This is a genomic window from Allohahella sp. A8 (assembly GCF_047946665.1).
Taxonomy (GTDB): domain Bacteria; phylum Pseudomonadota; class Gammaproteobacteria; order Pseudomonadales; family Oleiphilaceae; genus Allohahella.
This window is the reverse complement of record NZ_CP172312.1, coordinates 2917638-2938069: the sequence shown is the minus strand read 5'-3', so window position 1 is coordinate 2938069 and position 20432 is coordinate 2917638. Positions and strand designations below refer to the sequence as shown.

17 protein-coding genes are annotated in these 20432 nt (G+C 56.0%); 9 read left to right on the top strand and 8 right to left on the bottom strand.

The window, feature by feature from the left end; translation table 11 throughout:
- The first annotated feature begins 252 nt into the window (after positions 1-252).
- Positions 253-2343: a 3-hydroxybutyrate oligomer hydrolase family protein gene (locus ACH3PB_RS13120; RefSeq protein WP_416395543.1), complete on the top strand. Its 2091-nt coding sequence runs from the start codon at positions 253-255 to the stop codon at positions 2341-2343.
- A gap of 14 nt (positions 2344-2357) precedes the next feature.
- Entirely contained in the window at positions 2358-4049 is a 1692-nt protein-coding gene (locus ACH3PB_RS13115) for a PHB depolymerase family esterase (protein ID WP_416395541.1), read from the top strand.
- A gap of 84 nt (positions 4050-4133) precedes the next feature.
- Here the strand turns inward: ACH3PB_RS13115 and ACH3PB_RS13110 are convergent, their stop codons facing one another.
- Complete coding sequence (locus ACH3PB_RS13110) at positions 4134-4562, bottom strand: secondary thiamine-phosphate synthase enzyme YjbQ (protein ID WP_416395539.1); 429 nt, start codon at positions 4560-4562, stop codon at positions 4134-4136.
- Positions 4563-4647: 85 nt separating this feature from the next.
- Positions 4648-5328 carry an START domain-containing protein gene (locus ACH3PB_RS13105; protein ID WP_416395537.1) on the bottom strand — a complete coding sequence of 227 codons (681 nt, stop codon included), beginning with the start codon at positions 5326-5328 and terminating at the stop codon, positions 4648-4650.
- Between the two features lie 335 nt (positions 5329-5663).
- Between ACH3PB_RS13105 and ACH3PB_RS13100 the strand changes: the two genes are divergently transcribed.
- Together ACH3PB_RS13100 and ACH3PB_RS13095 are read left to right on the top strand one after the other, a co-directional pair.
- Complete coding sequence (locus ACH3PB_RS13100) at positions 5664-6581, top strand: substrate-binding periplasmic protein (RefSeq protein ID WP_416395535.1); 918 nt, start codon at positions 5664-5666, stop codon at positions 6579-6581.
- Positions 6578-6832, top strand: coding sequence for a DUF1289 domain-containing protein (locus ACH3PB_RS13095; RefSeq protein WP_416395533.1), 255 nt, complete (start codon positions 6578-6580; stop codon positions 6830-6832). Before ACH3PB_RS13100 ends, ACH3PB_RS13095 begins: the two co-directional genes overlap by 4 nt.
- 17 nt (positions 6833-6849) lie before the next feature.
- Here the strand turns inward: ACH3PB_RS13095 and ACH3PB_RS13090 are convergent, their stop codons facing one another.
- Positions 6850-7464 carry a glutathione S-transferase family protein gene (locus ACH3PB_RS13090; RefSeq protein ID WP_416395531.1) on the bottom strand — a complete coding sequence of 205 codons (615 nt, stop codon included), beginning with the start codon at positions 7462-7464 and terminating at the stop codon, positions 6850-6852.
- A gap of 87 nt (positions 7465-7551) precedes the next feature.
- Positions 7552-9162 carry a methyl-accepting chemotaxis protein gene (locus ACH3PB_RS13085; RefSeq protein WP_416395529.1) on the bottom strand — a complete coding sequence of 537 codons (1611 nt, stop codon included), beginning with the start codon at positions 9160-9162 and terminating at the stop codon, positions 7552-7554.
- A 133-nt stretch (positions 9163-9295) separates the two neighbouring features.
- Here ACH3PB_RS13085 and ACH3PB_RS13080 point away from each other — a divergent pair, with 133 nt between their 5' ends.
- From ACH3PB_RS13080 to ACH3PB_RS13070, 3 genes are all read left to right on the top strand, one after another.
- On the top strand, positions 9296-9601 hold the full coding sequence (locus tag ACH3PB_RS13080) for a hypothetical protein (RefSeq protein ID WP_416395527.1): 306 nt from the start codon (positions 9296-9298) through the stop codon (positions 9599-9601).
- 132 nt (positions 9602-9733) lie between these two features.
- Positions 9734-10309, top strand: coding sequence for a hypothetical protein (locus tag ACH3PB_RS13075; protein ID WP_416395525.1), 576 nt, complete (start codon positions 9734-9736; stop codon positions 10307-10309).
- 20 nt (positions 10310-10329) lie between these two features.
- Positions 10330-10884, top strand: a complete 555-nt coding sequence (locus tag ACH3PB_RS13070) for an RNA 2'-phosphotransferase (RefSeq protein ID WP_416395523.1) — start codon at positions 10330-10332, stop codon at positions 10882-10884.
- A gap of 27 nt (positions 10885-10911) precedes the next feature.
- On the opposite strand, the gene ACH3PB_RS13065 is transcribed toward ACH3PB_RS13070, so the two are convergent.
- A complete protein-coding gene (locus tag ACH3PB_RS13065; protein WP_416395521.1) occupies positions 10912-12111 on the bottom strand; it encodes a GAF domain-containing protein in 1200 nt (399 codons plus the stop codon).
- Positions 12112-12369: 258 nt separating this feature from the next.
- Between ACH3PB_RS13065 and ACH3PB_RS13060 the strand changes: the two genes are divergently transcribed.
- Both ACH3PB_RS13060 and ACH3PB_RS13055 read left to right on the top strand, forming a co-directional pair.
- Positions 12370-13179 carry a helix-turn-helix domain-containing protein gene (locus tag ACH3PB_RS13060; RefSeq protein WP_416395519.1) on the top strand — a complete coding sequence of 270 codons (810 nt, stop codon included), beginning with the start codon at positions 12370-12372 and terminating at the stop codon, positions 13177-13179.
- A gap of 39 nt (positions 13180-13218) precedes the next feature.
- Positions 13219-14016 (top strand): substrate-binding periplasmic protein, encoded by a 798-nt coding sequence (locus tag ACH3PB_RS13055; RefSeq protein ID WP_416395517.1) that lies wholly within the window; start codon positions 13219-13221, stop codon positions 14014-14016.
- A 54-nt stretch (positions 14017-14070) separates the two neighbouring features.
- On the opposite strand, the gene ACH3PB_RS13050 is transcribed toward ACH3PB_RS13055, so the two are convergent.
- From ACH3PB_RS13050 to ACH3PB_RS13040, 3 genes are all read right to left on the bottom strand, one after another.
- Positions 14071-17709, bottom strand: coding sequence for a cytochrome c peroxidase (locus ACH3PB_RS13050; RefSeq protein WP_416395515.1), 3639 nt, complete (start codon positions 17707-17709; stop codon positions 14071-14073).
- 94 nt (positions 17710-17803) lie between these two features.
- A complete protein-coding gene (locus tag ACH3PB_RS13045) occupies positions 17804-18580 on the bottom strand; it encodes a hypothetical protein (protein ID WP_416395514.1) in 777 nt (258 codons plus the stop codon).
- A gap of 113 nt (positions 18581-18693) precedes the next feature.
- Positions 18694-20361 carry a hypothetical protein gene (locus ACH3PB_RS13040; RefSeq protein WP_416395512.1) on the bottom strand — a complete coding sequence of 556 codons (1668 nt, stop codon included), beginning with the start codon at positions 20359-20361 and terminating at the stop codon, positions 18694-18696.
- Between the last annotated feature and the right edge of the window lie 71 nt (positions 20362-20432).

The window sequence follows — 20432 nt, the reverse complement described above, 5'->3', positions numbered from 1 at the left end:
ATAACTCTCCTGCATGCGCAGGAAGCCTCACACCCGTCCGCCCAGCCGGACAGCGCATTCGAGTATTCGCAGGGGGATTGACCCGTTTTCCGGACACGGGCGCAGGGGTCTTTCACTCCGTTTCTCAGCTTAATCAGATCATCCCATACGAATTAATGCCTACTGGCACGGCGCGTGCTCTGGTCACCCCTGCGAACTGCAACGCATGGCTGCGTTACACCATAAAAACAACACCGTGTTCGAGGACACTCTATGCAAAAGCTCGTGCTTTTTGCCCTTGCCGGGGCGACTACGCTTTCTGTTTCTGTCTATGCACATAGCGACAGGGATCGGGGATTTCACAAGCGCCCGCACTTCCTCCAGGGCCAGATTCACCACAATCGCTACGATGGCGCCAGCAACGATCTGTTGACTGGCGGGCTAGGCGCGTCAGGTCTCGCCAGTGCCACGCCACCCGCATTTGTCGATCCGCTCAATCCCACGGCGGAAGAGCTGCGGACACTGGCGATCTATAACAATTACCGCGCTCTGGTTGATACCGCAGCTGGTGGCGGCTTTGGACAGTTCTTTGGACCGCAGGTCGATGCCGGTAACGACGGACGCATTCCGGGACACGAATTTCTTGCATACCTCACCACGACAGGAACCGGCAAGACTACTGCGATGGTGCAGATCCCCGATGGCTTCGATCCCAACGATCCCTGTATGGTCACTGCTCCGTCCTCAGGGTCTCGTGGCATCTATGGCGCCATCGGAACCGCGGGGGAGTGGGGGCTGAAGAAAGGCTGCGCGGTGGTCTATACCGATAAAGGCACAGGTACTGGATCTCATGACCTGACAGGCAACACCGCCCAGCTAATCGATGGCCGATTGACCACCGCTCGAGGTGCACGCATGCAGTTCCGGGCCGATCTTCACCCCCGCGAGCGGCGTCAGTTCAACGCCGAATATCCGAATCGCTTCGCTTTCAAGCATGCGCACTCTCGCAACAATCCAGAAGCCGATTGGGGCCAGCATGTGCTGCAGTCAATCGAGTTCGGCTTCTACGTGCTTAATAGGGCTTATAGAAGATCTGCCTCTTTCACACCCGAAAATACCCTGGTTATCGCCTCGAGCGTGTCCAATGGTGGTGGCGCCTCAGTTCGTGCGGCCGAGCAGGATACTCGTGGCCTCATCGATGGCGTTGCGGTTTCCGAGCCCAACGTGAACCCCACCGTCCTTGAGGGTATGACCATACGGCAAGGCGAGGCAGCACCAATCAGCGCCCATAGCCGCAGCCTCTATGATTACACTACGGCACTTGCGGTGTATCAGGGTTGCGCCAACCTCGCACCGGAGAACGCCTCGGCGCCGCTGAATGCCGTCTTCAACAAGACGGATGTCGACACGAACATCTGTAGATCCCTCTCGGAAAAAGGCCTCGTCGCCGGCTCGAGTCTGGCCGAATGGGCCAGCGACGCTCAGCGTATCCTTAATGAGGAATTCGCTTTACAACCCGAGCAGAACGCCCTTGCGCCATTGCACTTCGGGATCAACGTGCCTCAAAGCATTGCAGTAACCTACGCCAACAGCTACGGCCGATTTGGTGTTGAAGACCGGACCTGTGAGTTGTCCATGGCGGCTGCGGACAGTTCAGGTTTGCCCGCGCCCCTGTCCGACCTGCAGCAAGCCGCACTGTTCTCCACCAGTAATGGCATTCCCCCGACCGGCGGCGTTAACCTGATATACGATAATGCCAGCGGTGGTCCGACGAATCTTCCCTTGAGCATCTCCCCAAGCACGGGAGTTCAGGACTACGGTCTCGATGCTCTCCTATGCCTGCGCAGTCTCGCCAGTGGCACCAATACAGCTAGCGGAACGAAGCTCCGGGGCAAGCCGGCGGCACAGGCACGAGCAGTCGCCAAAGGCATCGAGGCCGTCCGCGCCAGCGGTGACCTGAATGGGAAACCAGCCATCTTCGTCACCGGTCGGGCAGATGCCGTTCTGCCGATCAATCACACCTCACGGCCCTATTTCGGACTCAATCGGAGTATCGAAGGCGAGGCGAGTGGCTTGCGCTACTATGAGGTCCTCAACGCCCACCATCTGGATGCCCTGAACGGCTTTCCCGGCCTGAATGAACGGTATGTGCCGCTGCACTATTACTACTTCCAGGCCCTGGACCTGATGTATGCCCATCTCAAGACGCAGAAGGCGCTGCCGCCAAGCCAGGTGATCAGGACAACCCCGCGCGGTGCAGGCGCGCCAGCGCTGAGTCAGGAAAACCTCCCAGAGATCGCCATTCAACCTGCCGAACTCGACCGGATCGTCTTCAGTGATAACCAGGTTCAAATACCAGAATAGGCAAGGAGAACACCATGTTGAATCGAATTTTCCTCGCGTTTCTTGCGGGGGCATTGATCGCACTATCAAGTCTGACTCAGGCAGGTACGCTGACCTCGGACACACTGTCCGCCGGCAGTCACCCTGGCTCCCGGGCTCGTCAATATCAGGTCTATATTCCCGACAATCTCACTACACCGGCGCCCATGGTCATGGCCCTCCATGGCTGCAAACAAAATCAGTCAAATGTCATGGAGCAGTGGGGGCTGCGCGCCGCTGCCGACCGATACGGCTTCATTCTTGTGGCGACTTTCATCACCAGCTACGACGGACTGCGCAATGAAAATTGCTGGGGCTTCTGGTTTGACCAGCACCGCCACGAAGGGTCAGGTGAGCCCGAAGATCTGTTCCGCCTGGGGCAGCATGTCGAAAGTCAGTACAGCGTTGATCCTGCCCGTCGTTATATCACCGGTCTTTCGTCTGGTGGTGCGATGGCCGCTGTTGCAGCGGTCACTCATAACGAATACTGGGCAGCAGCAGCCTCGGCCTCGGGCCTGCCATATGGTGAAGACGCAGCGTCGGTCTCGCTGTCTGGTCAGTGTCCAGGCAATGCCACTTTTCATAGTGTCAGTCGCGTCGCTACCGACATGGAAGCCGAACTGGACGATGCCTATCCCATTCCGCTAATGGTCCTTCAGAACGAGCACGACTGTACCGTTGTGCAACCGGCTGGTCGCAATCTTCGTGATGCGCATCTGCGAGTTTTCGGAGATGAGGGTCGGGATACGCCAATCACCTCCAGGCTCTCTGAGAGCGACTGCACGCCGTTCTATCAGAACGATTATTCGTGCCTTCATACCCGCTATGGCAATGGTAATGGCCGCTCGGTAGTCGAGACCGTCTTCTATGATGGACCGCTTGCCACGGCCAATACGACCGATACCAACCACGGTCACTACTGGATCGGCGGCAGCGATGGCAGCGAGGGCGCGTGGGCCGTGCGCAAGGGGCCTGCTTATCCGGACATCATCTGGGATTTCTTCGATCGTCACCCAAGTGCACCGTCTATTCCCAATGGTCAGCCTGCGATGGTCCTTCTCGGCGACAATCCACTTGATATCGAGCTCAATGCGAACTTCGTCGACCCCGGTGCGACCGCTACAGACCCTGAAGATGGCAGTCTTTCGGTCGTTGCCAATTGCGATGACGTCAATACCGCTCAGGCTGGCGAATACATCTGCCGTTATCAGGCTGAGGACTCAGATGCCAATATCGTTGTGCGTAGCAGGACGGTGCGGGTCATCGATCCCAATGCGCCGACAGCCTCCTGTGCCACAGAAACAGCATCGCCACAGGCACACATCGCAGCCAGCCGCGCCATGGCCGGAGGCAGCTGGAATCTGCGAGCACTTTCCCTGACGGACCGTCAGGACATTGGCGCTTCATACGATGGCTGGTCCTCGGTGACCTTGTATGAGGGTGAGCCCGGCGCCTGGTTCGCCGCTGAACCCGAGGTGTGCAGAACCGGCGGCGAGGGCGGCGGCGAAGCTCAACCTTGTGTCGAATGGTACGGTACCAACCTCCAGCACAATAGTGCAGGCAGGGCGTACTACCAGATGGGTTACTACTCGGTAGGCGGAAACGATTTCCTCGGTTCAGTGTCGGGTAGTTACAGCTGGATCAATCAGACGGTGAGTGGCGTCTATGATGCGGGTCGGTGCCCTTAGTAATTGTCGAAGCAGCTGAGTGCCTGTCCATCACGACATCGTTTGCTAGCGCAGATATCGTGATGGGCGTGCCAAGGCGCTTGCTCAATCGCTGCAATCGCCTTGCAAGGTCAGGATAAGACGACGAGCGCCACCATCGTCGCGGTGCTCTCCCAGGTAGATGCCTTGCCATGTGCCCATTTTCAAGCGGCCATTACAGACTGGAATGCTGACCGAGCTTCCGAGCAGACTGGCCTTGATATGAGCAGGCATATCGTCAGGGCCTTCCTGTGTATGCCTGAACAAATGCGAGCCATCAGGCACGTTCTGATTGAAGAATCGCTCGAAATCTTCCCTCACAGTCGGATCTGCATTTTCATTGAGTGTCAGCGATGCTGAAGTATGCTGGATGAAGACATGCAGCAAGCCGGTCGTGACCTTGCCCAACTGCGACAAGGCATTCTCCACTTCATCGGTAATGAGATGGAAGCCGCGCTGCCTGGGTTTGAGAGTAAGCTCTGTTTGAATCCACATATGGCAGCATACGAATCTGATTGAAAGGTGGTGCAAAATGGGGCCGGTCTGACAAGATAAAAAGGCAAGGATAGCTCGCTAAACCTCAAGGGCTGTCCGTCCAGCCTACAATCCTGCCGCGCGCGTCTCGCTTAAAGGTGCGGGAGCGATAGCCCGGCGCCTGTGCCAGCTTTCTCATACCCATCACACTTCTTACTGGAATGTCCTTGAGCAGCTGATTCATGAGCCAGACCGGGATATTGCCAGAAGGATCAAAATGCTGTTCGGATTTGAGCAAGGTGCTCGAGGCGGACAGTGGCTCAAAGTGGTAGAAGCCTTGAGCAGCTGATACACGAATGTTGTCTGTTGATGGCAGCGCTCTGCTCTGATTGATAAGCTGAACGTGGAAACCCCCAGTGGAGGTTTCTTCAGTCCTGAACTTCAGAACCATATCTCGATCCGTGACGGGCCAGGGCATGTCGCTAATCTGGTAGGCTGTGAAATCATAGAAGCCTTTGGTGCTTACAAGCTCGGCGCGGGAGCAGTTATGGACCCATTGCGGATATTGCTGCACATCTGCAAACACGGCCATGACGGCACTTACTGGCGCTTCGATGACCGCCTCTATGCGCACGGCCTTTACGGCCGAGTCCGGCATATCAAAAGTTTCGAAGTGAATGGCGTCGCCGGGCTCCGAAGCGTTCGCACCCCTTGCAACCGTGCCTATAAGGCCGAGCGTGAAAGCTGCCCTGCATAGGGTGTTCGTGGATAACCCGGAACCGATCATGATGCTTACTTCCCTGACGAGGCTTGTTCAGTAAGCTTAACAAGGTTGAAGTCTACTGCTGTGAGAGCTTCCTACAGCTGTTGAGGTATGCTGGAGGGCAGCCAGCCAGGATGCGACGACCCACGCGAGCCAATAGGACTTCCTTTAAAATCGGCTGCGATGAGCTCACATAGGATCGCAGCGCTGAGTTCGAAACAGCTGGTCAGTTGAAGTGCTTCGATAGTACTCTTTCAGTTGACCGCTATTCGATGAAACCGTCAGCGGAGTCCGTGACGAGACCGGCGCTTCAACAGTGTCTCGTCGTTGTTCGATGACGACATCAGGACACTTGCCCCATGATCAAGCGCACGATCAGGCCGCCTTTCAAGCTCATAACTACCTGCTCACTTGCGCTCTTGTCGCTGCTCCTCCCTGCTCAAGCATCGGAGATACCGCAACCTGAAGCGGCCCCTTCAGGTTCTGTGAGCGACGTCATATTCGCCGACTGGATCGAAGCCCTCCCGCCGTTCGCCGCATCGACTGATGCGGCAGACGGCCGACAGGGACTTATCAGAGACATCGGTCATCTGCTTGCTGACGCTCTCGACAAAAAGGCTGTGTTCAGGCCGCTACCGGGGGGCCGTATTCAGGTGGAGTTGATTGCCGGACGCGTCGACTTCAATTGTCTGACGTCTCCTGCGTGGTGGGCCCAGCCGACCGAAGTGCACTGGACAATGCCACTGTTCAAGGGGGGCGAGGGGCCTATCATGCGTGCAGATATGGCTGACGCGGTTACGACCATCGATGACCTGGCCGGGAAGACTGTGAGCCTGTACAGCAAGTTCAAGTATCACGGGCCACTCAAGCAGCTTATGGACGAAGAGCGGGTCAAAGTGCTCAGGGTGAACAGCATCGAAAAGGCGCTTTCACTACTCCGGCTTGGCCGCACAGACGCGCATATTGAGTTCACCAGCGTCTCGTTCCATCTTCTTGAAGATCCTGTCTACAGGGAGATTTTCAAGGTGGCGCCGCTGCGTACAGATACCTTTGAGTACTCATGTGCTGTTGCCGACCGGTTCATACCGCACCTTGATACGATCAATGCCTTCATCAGGCGTGCGCAAGAGAATGGGGAAATCGCGAACCTGCTACGCCGCTATAATTTTCCCAGCTCGGAACTGTTGCCGGTATCCGCCCTGAATACCCGCTGGTCGGAGGCCCGGCAGTGGGCGCCGGATGAGACAGCCTGGACTGCCACAAGTGAGGTACCGTGAAACCTGTTACCAAGAAACCCTGCATCGATATCTGCGAATTCGACAAGCAGGCCGTATGTAAGGCCTGTGGTCGCACGAAGCAGGAAAAGAAAGCTTGGAAACAGTTTTCAGATGACGAGAAGCAGGCGGTCTGGGATCGAGTACTGGTGTCTCACGGTTCTGGCAAGGGCAAGGATGCACGAAATTTGCGGGCGCTATACGAGAAAGCCATTGCCAGGAAGGACAAGAAGCGTAAGAACGAAGACAGGTAAAGCTGTCTGCTTCGATGTCATTTGGGCCAGGGGTCGGCCCAGGCATCCAGCTTGTTAAGACCGTCTAGCCACTGGACGACATTGGGAAACTGCTCCAGCGGCATATGAGCCTCGCGCCAATAACAGGCCATTGAAGCCAGCGAAAAATCTGCAATAGTCAGTCGATTACAGGCGACGAACTCCCGCCCATCCATGTGCGCCTCCAGAATGCTCGCGTATTTTTCGAATTCCCCACGCTTTGCCTCGAGCTTATCGACATTGGGGGTACCCATGCCAAACATCGGTTTGATCACATACTCGAAGTAAAAATTTCCAACTACCGGAGACCAATGGCTCTCGTTCCAGCCGAGCCATTTGAGCATTTCGACCTGTTCAGAAGGATTGCTGACTGGCCACATATCTGAGCCTGCCTGGACGCATAAATGCGCCATAATGGCGGACGACTCCCAGAGTACAAGCTCGCCGTCAACGAGCGTTGGCGCCTTGAGATTTGGATTGAGCGAAGCATAGTGAGGCGCCTGTAACGCCCCCTTCGCAACATCGAGCCAAATGTATTCGGCTTCGATGCCGAGATGCTTCGCCAGTGCCACGACTCGACGTGGCGCCTGGGCCTTGAACCAATAGATCTTCATACCTGCGCTCCCCTGAGAATAATCATCACCTTCAGGAGCTATTTAATCATAGTCGGGCAGGGTGGGGGATACTGTCGTCGGCCGCCTTCAGGCCGCGTTGATGTCGAAGCGTCGGGCGCTGGCTCGGGCACGCTCTGCAAGCTGAACAAGTTGCTTCGCTATTGACTGTGCGGTGTCGGCTTCACGCAAGGTGGACTCCGTCAGGTCTGCGAGCACGGTAATGTTTCGGGAAATATCTACCGAAACACTCGTCTGTTCCTCGGCAGCCGTCGCGACCTGTTCTGCCAGCTGATCTACTTCGTTGACCTGCTGGCCAAGGCTGCCCAGACGCTCTCGGGCAGTCGTGAAGAGAGCCGTACTTTCTGCCGAATTAGTCTGACTTGACCTCATGAACTCGACAGTGCCTTTCGCGCCTGCCTGAACCTTGGCGATGATACTCTCAATTTCCTGGGTTGAATCCTGAGTCTTCTGCGCCAGTGACCTTACTTCATCAGCGACCACGGCGAATCCGCGGCCCTGCTCGCCAGCGCGTGCGGCCTCGATAGCGGCATTGAGTGCCAACAGGTTCGTTTGCTCGGCGATACCGCGAATGACATTGATGACCTTGCCGACATTCTTGGTGTCCTCAGAAAAACTGTCGACCATGTTTGAAGTTTGCTGGATCTGGTCGGCCAGCCGCTCCATCGCGGTATTCGCCCTGGCCATTGTGGCACTGGCGTCGCTGGTGTCGGTATTAGCTTGTCTGGTTACCCTGGCGGTGCTATGGGCATGTGTGGCTACTTCATGGGCGCTATGAGACATTTCCTGCATGGCGGTCGCCATCTGGTCTGTTCTGTCACGCGCAGATGCCGCCTGCTCCGCCAGACGGCTGGCGGTCTCATCAAGTGAGCGGGAAGCCGCCTGCATGGCGGTATCGGTTTCCCCCATTTGCTGGCCAACCTCGAAAAGAAAGGTTTGAAGTGTTCGTGCGGAATCTGCCAGCTGACCTAACTCATCACGCTGTACGATATCGATATTCCCGGTGAGTCGGCCCTGGCTCAACTCGATAATCCTGCTGACGAGGTATCTGCTCGGCGTCACGAGCGCGCGATTGACGGTGAAGAGAACCAGCGCAGCACTCATGATGATTATGGCGATGAGGACGATACCTGAAGTCCACAGATCTGATTGAGTATCTGTGATAATCGAGCCGGCCTGTTGCCGCGCGCGCTCCGTCAGAAGAGTGTTGGCCTGGTCGAGGTGTTCAGCAGGCGCCCGATCAATTCCTTTGACAGCGAGATCACCAGCTGCAGAGTCGTAGCCGCTACTGACGAAGGTCTCGTATCCTTTTCTGTAGACTTTACCCATCACGTCATGCGCTTCCAGGAAAGCGATTGCGCTTTCCCGCGCAGGGGAGGGTGGCAGCGTATCCGCAAGTGACTGCGCGCCTTTCCTCACTTCTGCCTCTTTGGCCTGAAACTGACTCCAGTACTTTTCTCTGGCCGCGTCCTCTCGACCTCTCAGGAGAACGTTCTTCCACTCCTGCACCTGGGTCTTGAAATCCGCCAGAGCAATCTGCGCCTGACGAGCTTGCTCGATATCATTTTCGATCAACGTTTCGATCTCTCCCATTGCGTGATTGGCAGTCGAAACATTGTAAAAAGCAGCCGCAAGACTGATGGCTGTCGATGCGGCAACAATTGCGAGCAATTTATTCATCAAACTACGGCTGAGCCAGTGCATATCTGTGTCCGGGGGGATAAAAAATGTTCTATAAATATAGAAGCATTTCATCATGCTGCTGTGGTTAATTTGTAACCGGCCTTGACTGATTCTATAGAGGCGAGACGATATGGCTACGCTCACCATCCTTGCCAGTTTCCTGCTAATGCTTGCACTGGTGTTGCTGTGGCTCGTCTGGCTTGAACATAGGCGAGCTAGAAAGGCTCTGGAATTGGCCAGCATCGAGCGCGAGTACGGACTCCGTCCGCGCGCTTCCCGCCGATGGACAATCGAGGAACTTATCAAGGGAGCCAAGGGTCAGCGAGGCGAGCCCGTTTTCGTGGTGCCGGTAGCTGAGTTCCGCAGAGTCAATATCGATGGGGCCGGCTCCATGCAGCGGGTGCTCATCTTCCAGGCTGTTCGACGAGAAGGGTGAACCGGTGCCGCCGCGTGCACATACTGGATTCCAGCCTTCACCCTTCGCAAATGTCATCAAGGCCCAGCAGAAAATCACAGATGCTGCGCGGTCTTCGAAAGATTGATATCTTCGTCTTATTCAGGAGGTATCATGCGGATAATTATTCTCTCAGCCTTGGTCGTGTTGAGCTCGGCCTGCGCGACCCATCAGGGCTCTTCATCTGGCACGAGCGTTGCCAAAAGCCCGGGTGGCAACGGGTTGGCCGGCGAGAACCTGCTCCAGCCAATGCCGATGCCTGGTGGACCATGGACCAGCTATTCAAGAGAGCAGGGCGGGGTGTCCCAGCAGATGTGGACCGCCAGCGAAGGCGCCGATGTTTTCAGAAGCAGCATCTATCTTGGCGCGTCAGAGACCAGTGTAGAGCTGGCAAAAGCCACTGATGACCAGGCTGGCGCACAGAAGTGCGAAAGCTTCGGGTCGTCCAATGCCTCACCGAGGCTGGAAAACGGCTATAGAACTATTCTCTGGATATCGTCCTGCCAGCTGAGTGACGGCAGCGAGCGTCATTTGCTTAACAAAGTGATATCAGGCAAGGAAGCGTTGTACCACTTTGCCCGTAGCTGGACGGAACGACCGTCACCTGAACAGCTCAAGACCTGGAAGAATTACATGGCTACCGTGAAGCTGTGTGATACGGCGATCGAGGGCGAGAAAGCCTGTGACTGAAACCGTATTGGACGCGTAACTTGATCAGTGAAAAGGCGTTCGTCAGGTTCAGTAAGTTCCTCAGCCTTGTACTTCGGCATCGCCCGGAACTCATTGGTCTCCGGCTCGATTCGCAGGGTTGGGCCAATGTGGACGAACTTATCGAGAAGGCTGCCACTGCCGGGCGAGTCACCGGATTGGATCGAGCTACGCTGCTAGCCATTGTGTCTGGCAGTGACAAGCAGCGTTTTGCGCTCTCATCCGATGGCCTGCGAATCAGAGCCAGTCAGGGCCACTCGGTATCGGTCGATCTTCAATTATCTCCCAAGTCACCGCCCGCCAAGCTTTATCACGGCACCGCCTCGCGCTATCTGAAAGCCATTTTTAAGACAGGACTGAAACCGCAGCGCCGGCAGTACGTGCATCTTTCGGCTGATCCCGAGACCGCGACAGCAGTCGGCACCCGCCACGGCTTTCCCGCAGTACTCATCGTCGATGCGAGCCGCATGGCGCAAGATGGCTTCACTTTCTACCAGGCTGACAATGGTGTATGGCTCACTGAGCAGGTGCCGGTTCGTTATCTATCCAGACACTGAAATTCAGTCGTGCTCGCCGACCATCATTTATCGTGGGTTAGCGCTTGAATGCTTCAGTAACTCATGAACGCGCGCGTTGTTGATCGCCGTGGAAAGTGAGGCCACGTAGCGTCTGATCCGGGCAAGATCCGTCTCGTCCAGATCAAAGAATTGTTCTGCGCGAAAGAAGCTGATGACCCCGATGGTATCGTTCTGGATAATCAGCGGAAGGGCCAGGTAGGCAGAGAATGGCTTTATGTTGTACATGCGCCAATCTGTCTCCGTGAAAGGGTCATCCGGAGAAATCCGTGGGAAGTAGAAGGTGTCGCCTGTAGCGAATGTATAGGAGGACGCACTGTCATCCCTTCGTGTGGTGATCTCCAGACTGCACCACTGCTCCAGGAGCTCATCGGTGATGACGTCGCCGTAGACCTTGTGAATATTCAGGAGGTTTCTCTCGTTGTCGACAAGCTGGATACCTACTGCATCGAATTCGAAGATATCCTTCAGCCCCTGCGAGATAGCGGCAAATACTGCGTCCAGGTCCAAGGTGGACGCAGTGGTCAAGATAACCTGATTCAGGTGAGCTATCTCCCGCTCTCTTGCTCGACTTTGCTCAAGCGCATAACTGGTCTTTCTGACCAGATAGGCATTGTTGATCGTCGTTGCGATAGCAGAGACGTAGCGTCCGATGCGGTAGACATCCTGTCGACGGAGCGCGAAGGGCTCCAGCGTATTTACAAAGTTTATGATGCCGATGACCTTTTCCTGAACCTCCAGCGGGAAGATCGCGATACCCTTGTGGGGATTCCATTCGAACATTTGAAGATCGCGTTCTGAATACTGGGCCAGTAGCTCTGGGCTGATTCTGTTGACGGTCTTGGGCTCACTATCAAGGAAGCTTTTCACGAAATAGACGTCTTCCCAGTCGATCGACAGGGGATAGGCCTCGAAAATCTCCCTCAGCTTGTCGGTAACGCCTTCACCATACCAGTGTGTGACCTCCAGCGAGCCTGTTTCAGCGTTGTATAGGAAAATCGATATCTGATCGAAGCTGAAGACGCGTCGAAGCGCATCCATTACTTTTTCGACGACTTCGTCAAGGTTGAGTGTAGTGTTGATGGCAAGCAGGAGGGCATTGATGTCTACCAGTTCCTGGCGCTGAGCATCACTGTCGAGTGACAACTGATAGCGAAGTTCGTGAAGCTCTCGAATCAGTTGGTCTTTAGTCTTCTGAGCATCATTCATGGATGACGAAAGGTCCTCTGCTTGGGGCCAGGCGGCGGTCAGGTCGTCAGTGTAGCCTATCCTGCAGACGGCCAAGCTGCCGAGACTGTGACTTTTGTCACCTGAAAGAAGTGCGCTCCGTCGCAACTAGACCTTTTCTGTCAGAAGGTTAATGTTTTGTAGTGTCATGTATTGCAAACTTCTGTGATGAATCGAATCAATCCCGGCTTGCCGCGTACGGCCGGACCGCCGCGCTGGAAGCTGTGTTAGGTCATTGAAATGTCCCAGGCCCTCCGAAAGGCGATCATCTACACATCCCCAGCTCGCTCACTCTATGTGGGTCGGGTTGAATCGATATTCCGGCGCACGAATGTCGTTTCCACGCTGCTCGTGTCGCTCGATGATGAGCTGCAGCTGGTCGACGGTAGCAGCAGACAGATTCATTCGGGCACGAGTTTCCTGATTCCTGCTGGTATGGATGTCACAATCAATACCCAGGGTGCGCGGGTGGCGATGAGCTTCCTCGACGATATGGACGCTGACTTGGGGCGCCTGATACCTCGTATGAAGAGCGAAGTAGCCTTTGGCTCCAATCGTCTCTTCACAGGTATTGAGCATGAGCAGTCGATTATTCGTGATGCCGAGTATCTTTCGAGAGAGCGACCGGCCACCGAAGATGCGTTCGATCAGTTCCAGGAATGGATCGGTCAGTGTGGCGCAAGCACGCCATGTGACGAGCGTATTGTCAGAACCGCAGAACTCATTCGGGAAAATTATGCCGATAACATATCCGTAACCGAGTTGGCGCGTCAGGTGAACCTGTCGGTGCCACGATTGATCCAGCTATTCAAAAGCGTAACCGGCACGCCGATTCGACGCTACCGGTTGTGGTGGAGGGTACTCGCCACAGCAGAAAATCTTACGGCTGGCCATTCGCTCACAGACGCCGCGATCGCTGCAGGATTTTGTGACTATTCGCAGTTTTCCAGAGTCTATCGCGAGCTGACTGGCGGCAGTCCGTCCGCTGCCAAGAACAATACCGAAATAAGAGTGCTCAAACGGAACGGTATCCAGGCCGCGATGCTCTAGACTGGATACCTTATAAACAGAGAGGGGCAATCTAACGCTATGCCGCAAGTCTACGATAGTCTGCTGAGTATGGCTCGCGGGTCCCTCATTCACCTTGTCGGCATATTCGGGTGTCTGACGTTTCCCACGTCCACACAGGCTGTCAGACTGATCACTGGCGATGAATATGCGCCGTGGGTCGATACGGCGCTCCCTGGCGGAGGCATCGCCACGGAAATGGTGCGTGAAGTATTTGAACTCATCGGTAGCGAGACCGTCTCGATCGAGAGTAAACCTTGGGCCCGCGCCTTGTACGAGACCCAGCAGGGTCAGCATGACGCGACCTTTCCCTATGTGCCTACGCTGGAACGCAAGCAGAACTTTCTCTACAGCGCACCCCTTTTCTCAGTACGCAACGCACTGTTTTCTGGTGCCAAGGCACCTGCCTTTCGTGATGTGGTCAGCCTGAAAGGCAAGACGCTCTGCAGGCCGCAAGGCTATTCGATCGACTTGGTAGAGACGATGCTGAAGCAGGTGTCATTCGAGGTGGTACGGCCAGTCGGCATTGGTAATTGCTTCCGCATGCTGGTTCGAGATCGGGTAGATGTGGTCATGACGAGCGAATCGGTTGGCCTGCTCGAGATAAGATCGTCACCTGAACTGGCGGCGGCATCTATCAAGTTGGACATTGTCCCTGAGATAGCGGATGAGTTGACACTGCATCTCCTCGCACCAAAATCCGACTCTGACAGCGCAGCCTTGATTGAGAAGTTCAATGAGGGGCTGACACGCTACGAGGCCAGTGGGCTGCGGCAGAAACTTTTCGACCGTCGTCTGTCCGAACTGCCAGTTCGTTGATGAGATGCGGCGGGCAGTGCCGTAGCCAGCATGCCCGCCGCCTCCGCTAGCGCGCTACAAGGCCTCGAGGAATAGAGTCAAATCGCTGATATCCTGAGCGCTCAGTTCGAGCGGACGGATGTCGGTGTCGCGCTCGGCGACGCCTTGTGCACCTTTGTTATACGCCTCTACCACCGCACGCAATGTCGAGAAACTACCGTTATGCATGTAGGGCGCTGTGCTTGCGACCGCTCTGAGAGTAGGCACCTTGAACAAGCTGTAATCGCGGTCACGACCGGTAACGTCGGCCCGCCCGAGGTCACTGTTCGGTGCCAGACCGTTGTTGCGGAAGCTTTCGTCAGTAAAGTTCACGCCCGCGTGACAGCCACTACAACGCGCCTTCCCCTCGAACAGATCCAGTCCACGGACTTCAGCGGCCGAAAGTACCGAACGATTTCCCTCCCTGTACTCGTCCACGCGACTTTTCGGAGCGAACTGCAGTGCCTGGAAACTGGCGAGTGCCGCGGCCAGATTGTCTGCGGACGGCTGCTCACCGTAGACTTGCTGGAATCGACCGACATAGCTACTGCTCGAGCGAAGGCGCTGAACCGCTTCGAGTAACGGTAGATTCATCTCGTGAGCGGCTGAGATTGGGATAAGGGCCTGCGTATCCAGTCTGCCGGCTTCGCCAGACCAGCCCTGCAGGGTAGAAAATAGCCGATTGAAGAGCGTAGGCGTGTTTCGGATGCCAGCGTCGGTGGGCTCGTTGCCTCGGGCGATCAGTTTTCCGTCGGTGAATGCCATGCCGGCGATGTGGCAAGTCGAACAGGCTGTGGTCCGCTGCTTCGAGAGGATCTCATCATCGAACAGATCTTCTCCGAGATCTGCTGCAGCTGTGCTGAAACGACTTATACCGGTGGCCACGTTCAGCAATGAGCGAAGATGCGATGGCACCGCGCTCGCCAGCGCCGAAGACGGCGCCTTGTTGGTGCCGATATTGGCGCTGTACGCGAGCTCGTCGGGCCGCCGCGAGACATTGGAGACCTTGACTTCATCCAGGATGAGCAGCGCGTTCGAGTCTTCTGGCCCGACTCTTACCGCACCTGTTGTACGCAAGGTTCCGAATGCGGCGGCTGTGCTGGAGGCCGTTCGCCTGCCATCGATATACAGGGCCATCCGCCGACTGTCTGCGTCGAAGGTGAAACCTACATGCGTCCAGCCGGTGGACGACACGCTGCCACCACTCAGTTCGACCCGTCGGCCGGTCGTGTCGATCGCGGCTGCAGTCAGGCCAGTGCCGTTCCTGAGATACACTTCGAGACCTCCCTGCATGGTGAACAGACGTACCGTGCCGGAGGCTGAAATCTTGCGAATCCAGAATTCTACCGAGCTGCCCTTTGCGAGGGACTCCCAGGCCTCGTTGCGATCAACACTCAGATAGTTGCCGTTGCGGAAATAGATGCCCTGTCCATAACGGCCAACCAGTTCGTCCTGTCCATTATACTCAACCGGGAACCTTGCACCGACCAGGGTGGCGTTGTTGAAATTGCCAGATGTGTCGTTGGTTCTGGTCACTTGATAATCGCCAGCGCGATTGAGCTGTTCGTTCATTGCCAGGTACATGACGTAGTTACCGTCAAGGTAATCGTCGAATCCCACCTCCATATAATCCTGCGAATTGGAGCCGAAAATCGGGTAGGCAGGTCCGTGCACAGCATAGGGAATCGCAAGATTGGCTATACGTTTGTAGGGCTGCCACATGGTGGTAAAGGCGCCGGGTGAGGACAGGAACAGCCTTGAGGTTTTATGTCTGTCCCGATTGATGGGACCGTCGATGTGTCGGATGACGCCACCCGTCCAGCGACCAACGACACTGGTGCCGGTTCGCCGCGCACTCATGCCCGCGCGTGACGACTGATAGAAAAGTTCCGATCCGTCATGACTGATCCAGGGATAAGCACCCTTGACGAGTTCACCGCGCGCGTAAGGGTTGCCCTGGGCATCCAGAATAGGCTGTCCGGCAATCGGGAAACGCACCCGGAAAGGCAGACCTGCAACATTGGCATTACGATCATCGAAATACATGCTCGCAATCGACTTTGGTACCGTCCAGTTTGTCGCCGAACCGCGTGCATTGTTCCAGCTGTAGACGAGGTTATCGATCCTGCCATTGTTGTCAGGGTGACCCTGGCACACGATCAGAAGGCTATCCATCGTCACGGATGGTTCGATGCAGCGGAAGTCGGCGCCGTTCTGGAGCCGCAGGCGACTGAACGCACTGGTGAAGTCCGCCTTGACCAACTGCGCGTCTGGCGTGTTGGCATTGCTGATGATGAAGGTGGCGCGACGAAACCCCATCTGATCATTGTCGTTGTTGCGCAATGACGTATGGTAGACCATCGCTTTGTAGGTGCGGTACGAACCGCTTGCCTGATAGCTGCCGTTGGCATTGGATGGGTAGGGGTTCTCTCCGGAAACGGCAGGATCAGGTGTGATCGCCAGCCAGTTGTGCTGCATATCGGGAGCTTCTGTCTTCAGCTCGAGTGCAATGCTGTTGCCAAAAGCCCCCTGGTCGAAGCGCACACTGCCATCGGCACTTCTGACGATACGTTCTGGACGAAATGCGCTGGCGAACCAGCCGTCGGTCCGCGTGCGAACAAAGATTCGACCGTCCCAGGTTTCGGAGTGTCCGTTGCCGCCAAATCCTGTGTCGATATGGCGGGGGAAGCCGAGCTGACGGTTGCTGTTAAGTGCGTAAAGCGCCGAGCTCGGCGCAGAAAACTGGCCTCGGCTGCTGGCTGTACCGCCGCCCGAGTTACCGCCCGTGCCGCCGTCTGGGGCCCCATTACTGCCACCACCGGTACCACCGCCTGTGTCACCGCCATTCGTGTGGCCAGTGCTCGTCTCTGTCGACCAGACAGGGTTGCCCACGGCGGTATAGAGTACAAGATTGCCGTCGTCCTGCATGGCAAGCTTCGCTGCGCCGCTGCCGTTGGTCTGGCTGGACCAGACTGCCGAGCCTGTTGATGTACGGAGAACCAGATTGCCATCGCCTTGAAGGGTAAGGCGAACACCACCCTTGCCATGAGTGCCTGATGACCAGAGCGATTGTCCTGTACTTTGTGCCCTGAGCACCAGATTACCGTCTCCCTGCAGGTTGAACCGATAAGCGAGATTGGTCGACTGGAGATACTCGTTGGCGCTCAGTGTTTGATTGGTGGTCAGTGTGTTGCTTACCGAGGCAGGCGCGATGTCAGCAGGAACAACTGGCTCAACGGGTTCTACCGGAGCTGGAACGCTTACGCCACCACTGGTCCCGGTTGACCAGACAGGGCTGCCTTTGGCGCTATAGAGAACAAGGTTGCCATCGCCTTGCATGGACAGTCTCGTTGCGCCGGAGCCGCCGGTCTTGCTCGACCAGATCGCCTTTCCGCTTGTGGACCGGAGAACCAGATTCCCGTCACTCTGCATAGCAAGCCGTACACCGCCCTGGCCATGGGTGCCAGTGGACCAGAGCGATTGCCCTGAACTCTGCGCCCTGAGCACGAGATTGCCATCGCCCTGCAGACTGAAGCGATAATTGCCATTACCCGAATTCAGGTAACTGTCTACTCCAAGGCTTTCGCCTGAGAGCAGGCGATCTTTTGCACTTGCGGCACCGCTGGCCACCATGACCAGGCTCAGTAGCAGAAAAAAACAGATTCTGTGTCTCATATGATCTCCGGGTACTACTGTCCAGGTTTCTAAGGTGTTGTTCTTGAGATGCGCTTCTCTTGAGCCTGCAATCTTGCGAACACTTCGGAGGTCACTACTCCACCGAGAGCCGTGCAATCAGGGTCCGCACTTTGTCGAGTTCCTCGGCTTGTATCTTGAGATAATCTGCATGAATGAGTGCCTCGAGAGCACTCGCGACTTCCCGTTTTTCGGCCGCATCAGTCACAGCTTCAAGCTCGATCATTTCGTAAATTTCTGCTCTCGTCTGGCGACCGTGACTGAACAGATAGCTGTTAAGCACCGGCACAATGCCCTTGTGGCGACTCACATACCAGGCCCACTGGGCTGCTGCAGCATCTTGGAGGCCTTGATCAGGATGCACTGCCATTTCCGCAAGAAACTCGTCAATTTCGACGCTATACGGGCTGATATGACTGGTATTGAGGTCAGCGATCAGATCGATCAGGCGCATTTTGAACTCGACCTCGAACTCGGTCTGATCCCGTTCTATCAGTGTGACGATCAATGTCGGATCCTTCAGGTCAGCATCGAGGATCAGATCGTAGATACTTGCGGCGATGGCGGGATTCACGGATGAGAAGAATAGCGTGGCGATCAATGCCCGACCATCGTCGGAATCGATGATACTGCGCAGGAGAGCCCGCATGGCTTGCTTGGCTTCGGGATTGAATTCGTGCGCTTCGTATTCGATCAGTAACTGTGATGCCAAGGCGGAAAGTGAGTCTGGACCTGTATCCGACCAGGCCGGTACCGCCGCTTCAACGCTCCTATGCTCGTGGTCGCCGATAGCCGTCTCCGGGTCCGCTATCGTACTGGCGTGCTCAGTCGCTGATCCTGACGGTCTGTGCATGAGACGCGACTGAGGGTCGGGTAAACTGAATAGCCAGATCAGGCTCAGGCTTGCGGCTATTGCTGAAATGATTATCGGCGGTGTATGAGGCCGGAGGCGTTTCAATGCCGTGCCTATCTGGCGCGAACTGTCAGGGATACGAGCGCGTCCTTGCAACTCGAAGCGCCTTCACCATGGGTCTTCATGGCGCCGGTCTCTCCATCGCGGCTGAGCACACCGCCAAACAGGAAGCCGGCCTCATCGCTGTTGCTCACATAGCCAAAGGTCATGGTGTTGTCTGGCGGATTGAACCTGCTCTTACTGACAGCATCGTCAAAAGACTGCGACAACAACACCATGTCACCCCGCTTGCCATACACGGAAGGAAACAGGCTGTCCGAATTGCCGTCACAGCCACGAGTCGCCGTATCTCGAATCGGATTGCCGGTGTCAGCACCACGCAACGTGGTCAGGATGGCCCAACCCGGGTGGCCCGAAGTATCCTTGTTGAAATCAAAACTATAGTTGCTGGGCTCGCTGGAACCCGCTGTCTTGTACAAGACGACCTGTGCCAGATCGCGGCCACGATACTTGCCGCTGAAGCGATCGCAGAAGTTGCCGCTCCTGCTGGTGCAGTCCGCCACCGTGAGGCATTGGTAGCCATTGTCTTCTTTGTAGCATTCGGCGGCGCGCTTCCAGCCAGAGACTTCGAAGGGTAGGTGATCGTCAGTTCGATGAATGACGAGTACCTGCAGATCACCAGCTCTTGTGCCTGAAGGGCGATTGATTCGCACACCCTGGCCATTGCTGTCCCAGACCTGTGTGGTGTTGATGTGTTGAATTCCGCTTACGGCGTCGCCGGTGCCAGAAGAGCCGGAGGCGTCCCGCAACTGCTGCAGGAAGCGTGGCAGGTGTCCTGAGAGTTCGTTGTATGTAGCGTATCCGTTGTCAGGCTCGTAAAGATAACCCTCGCCATCAGTTACCGCCTCGAAGTCTTCGATATTTGCCCGCGCGTCATCCACGACCATGAATTGCCATTTGGCGCGGCTGCCAACTATGAGAGCGTACTTGTCTTCCTTGGTACCTGTGCCTTCACCATAATAGGCTTTGCTTCTTAGCAGGTTCTTCCAGTAGCTCTCGTGCTCTGGGCGAACCGCCGTCAAGACTGCGGCTTCGATCCTGGCTCTGTTTCCATTTCCGGTCACCAGCCAGGCATCCACGCCTGCTTCAGCAAAGGCATTGAGCCACTGCGGTGCCGTATTGCCGATTGTATAGTCAGCATCGATGTCTATGGTGCTGTCCCAATCAAGGATGATGGTGCCATTCGCGCTTTGTATACGCTGAAGAACATTCACCATTTCATCAGATCCGCTACCTGCGCTGTCACCTCCCCAACCATCCGCAGTGCCTGTAGACCAGAGCGAATTGCCGCTGCTGCTATAGAGCACCAGGTTGGCATCATTCTGTATAACGAGTCGCTGTGCGTCGGTTTTGGCAGTGCGGGTAGACCAGACTGCTGTGCCCGCTGCATTACGAAGCACCAGATTGCCATCGCCCTGCAAGGACAGCCGGACGCCACCTTTGCCGTGGGTGCCTGCCGACCAAAGCGATGCCTTGTTACTCCAGTCCCGCAGCACGAGGTTGCCATCGCCTTGAAGATAGAGACGATAATTTCCATTATCGGAAGATAGATACTGATTCGAGTACAGCTGCTCGTTGACGCTCAGAGTGCTGGCTGCATGAGCCATATTGATGGTGCATATGAGCAGCAATGCGACCTGCCACAGACCGAAGTGTTTCATCTTGTCTCCCACTAATATCTTTGTGTGCCCTGCCTTTTTCGTCGTGACCGAAGGCTCAGGCGCCGATTGCG

Coding starts and splice junctions, on each gene's coding strand:
- ACH3PB_RS13075 (WP_416395525.1), top strand. CDS start 9,734: ATGCGGATAATTATTCTCTCAGCCTTGGTCGTGTTGAGCTCGGCCTGC.
- ACH3PB_RS13050 (WP_416395515.1), bottom strand. CDS start 17,709: ATGAGACACAGAATCTGTTTTTTTCTGCTACTGAGCCTGGTCATGGTG.
- ACH3PB_RS13080 (WP_416395527.1), top strand. CDS start 9,296: ATGGCTACGCTCACCATCCTTGCCAGTTTCCTGCTAATGCTTGCACTG.
- ACH3PB_RS13105 (WP_416395537.1), bottom strand. CDS start 5,328: ATGATCGGTTCCGGGTTATCCACGAACACCCTATGCAGGGCAGCTTTC.
- ACH3PB_RS13090 (WP_416395531.1), bottom strand. CDS start 7,464: ATGAAGATCTATTGGTTCAAGGCCCAGGCGCCACGTCGAGTCGTGGCA.
- ACH3PB_RS13065 (WP_416395521.1), bottom strand. CDS start 12,111: ATGAATGATGCTCAGAAGACTAAAGACCAACTGATTCGAGAGCTTCAC.
- ACH3PB_RS13040 (WP_416395512.1), bottom strand. CDS start 20,361: ATGAAACACTTCGGTCTGTGGCAGGTCGCATTGCTGCTCATATGCACC.
- ACH3PB_RS13120 (WP_416395543.1), top strand. CDS start 253: ATGCAAAAGCTCGTGCTTTTTGCCCTTGCCGGGGCGACTACGCTTTCT.
- ACH3PB_RS13085 (WP_416395529.1), bottom strand. CDS start 9,162: ATGAATAAATTGCTCGCAATTGTTGCCGCATCGACAGCCATCAGTCTT.
- ACH3PB_RS13115 (WP_416395541.1), top strand. CDS start 2,358: ATGTTGAATCGAATTTTCCTCGCGTTTCTTGCGGGGGCATTGATCGCA.
- ACH3PB_RS13045 (WP_416395514.1), bottom strand. CDS start 18,580: ATGCACAGACCGTCAGGATCAGCGACTGAGCACGCCAGTACGATAGCG.
- ACH3PB_RS13055 (WP_416395517.1), top strand. CDS start 13,219: ATGCCGCAAGTCTACGATAGTCTGCTGAGTATGGCTCGCGGGTCCCTC.
- ACH3PB_RS13100 (WP_416395535.1), top strand. CDS start 5,664: ATGATCAAGCGCACGATCAGGCCGCCTTTCAAGCTCATAACTACCTGC.
- ACH3PB_RS13060 (WP_416395519.1), top strand. CDS start 12,370: ATGTCCCAGGCCCTCCGAAAGGCGATCATCTACACATCCCCAGCTCGC.
- ACH3PB_RS13110 (WP_416395539.1), bottom strand. CDS start 4,562: ATGTGGATTCAAACAGAGCTTACTCTCAAACCCAGGCAGCGCGGCTTC.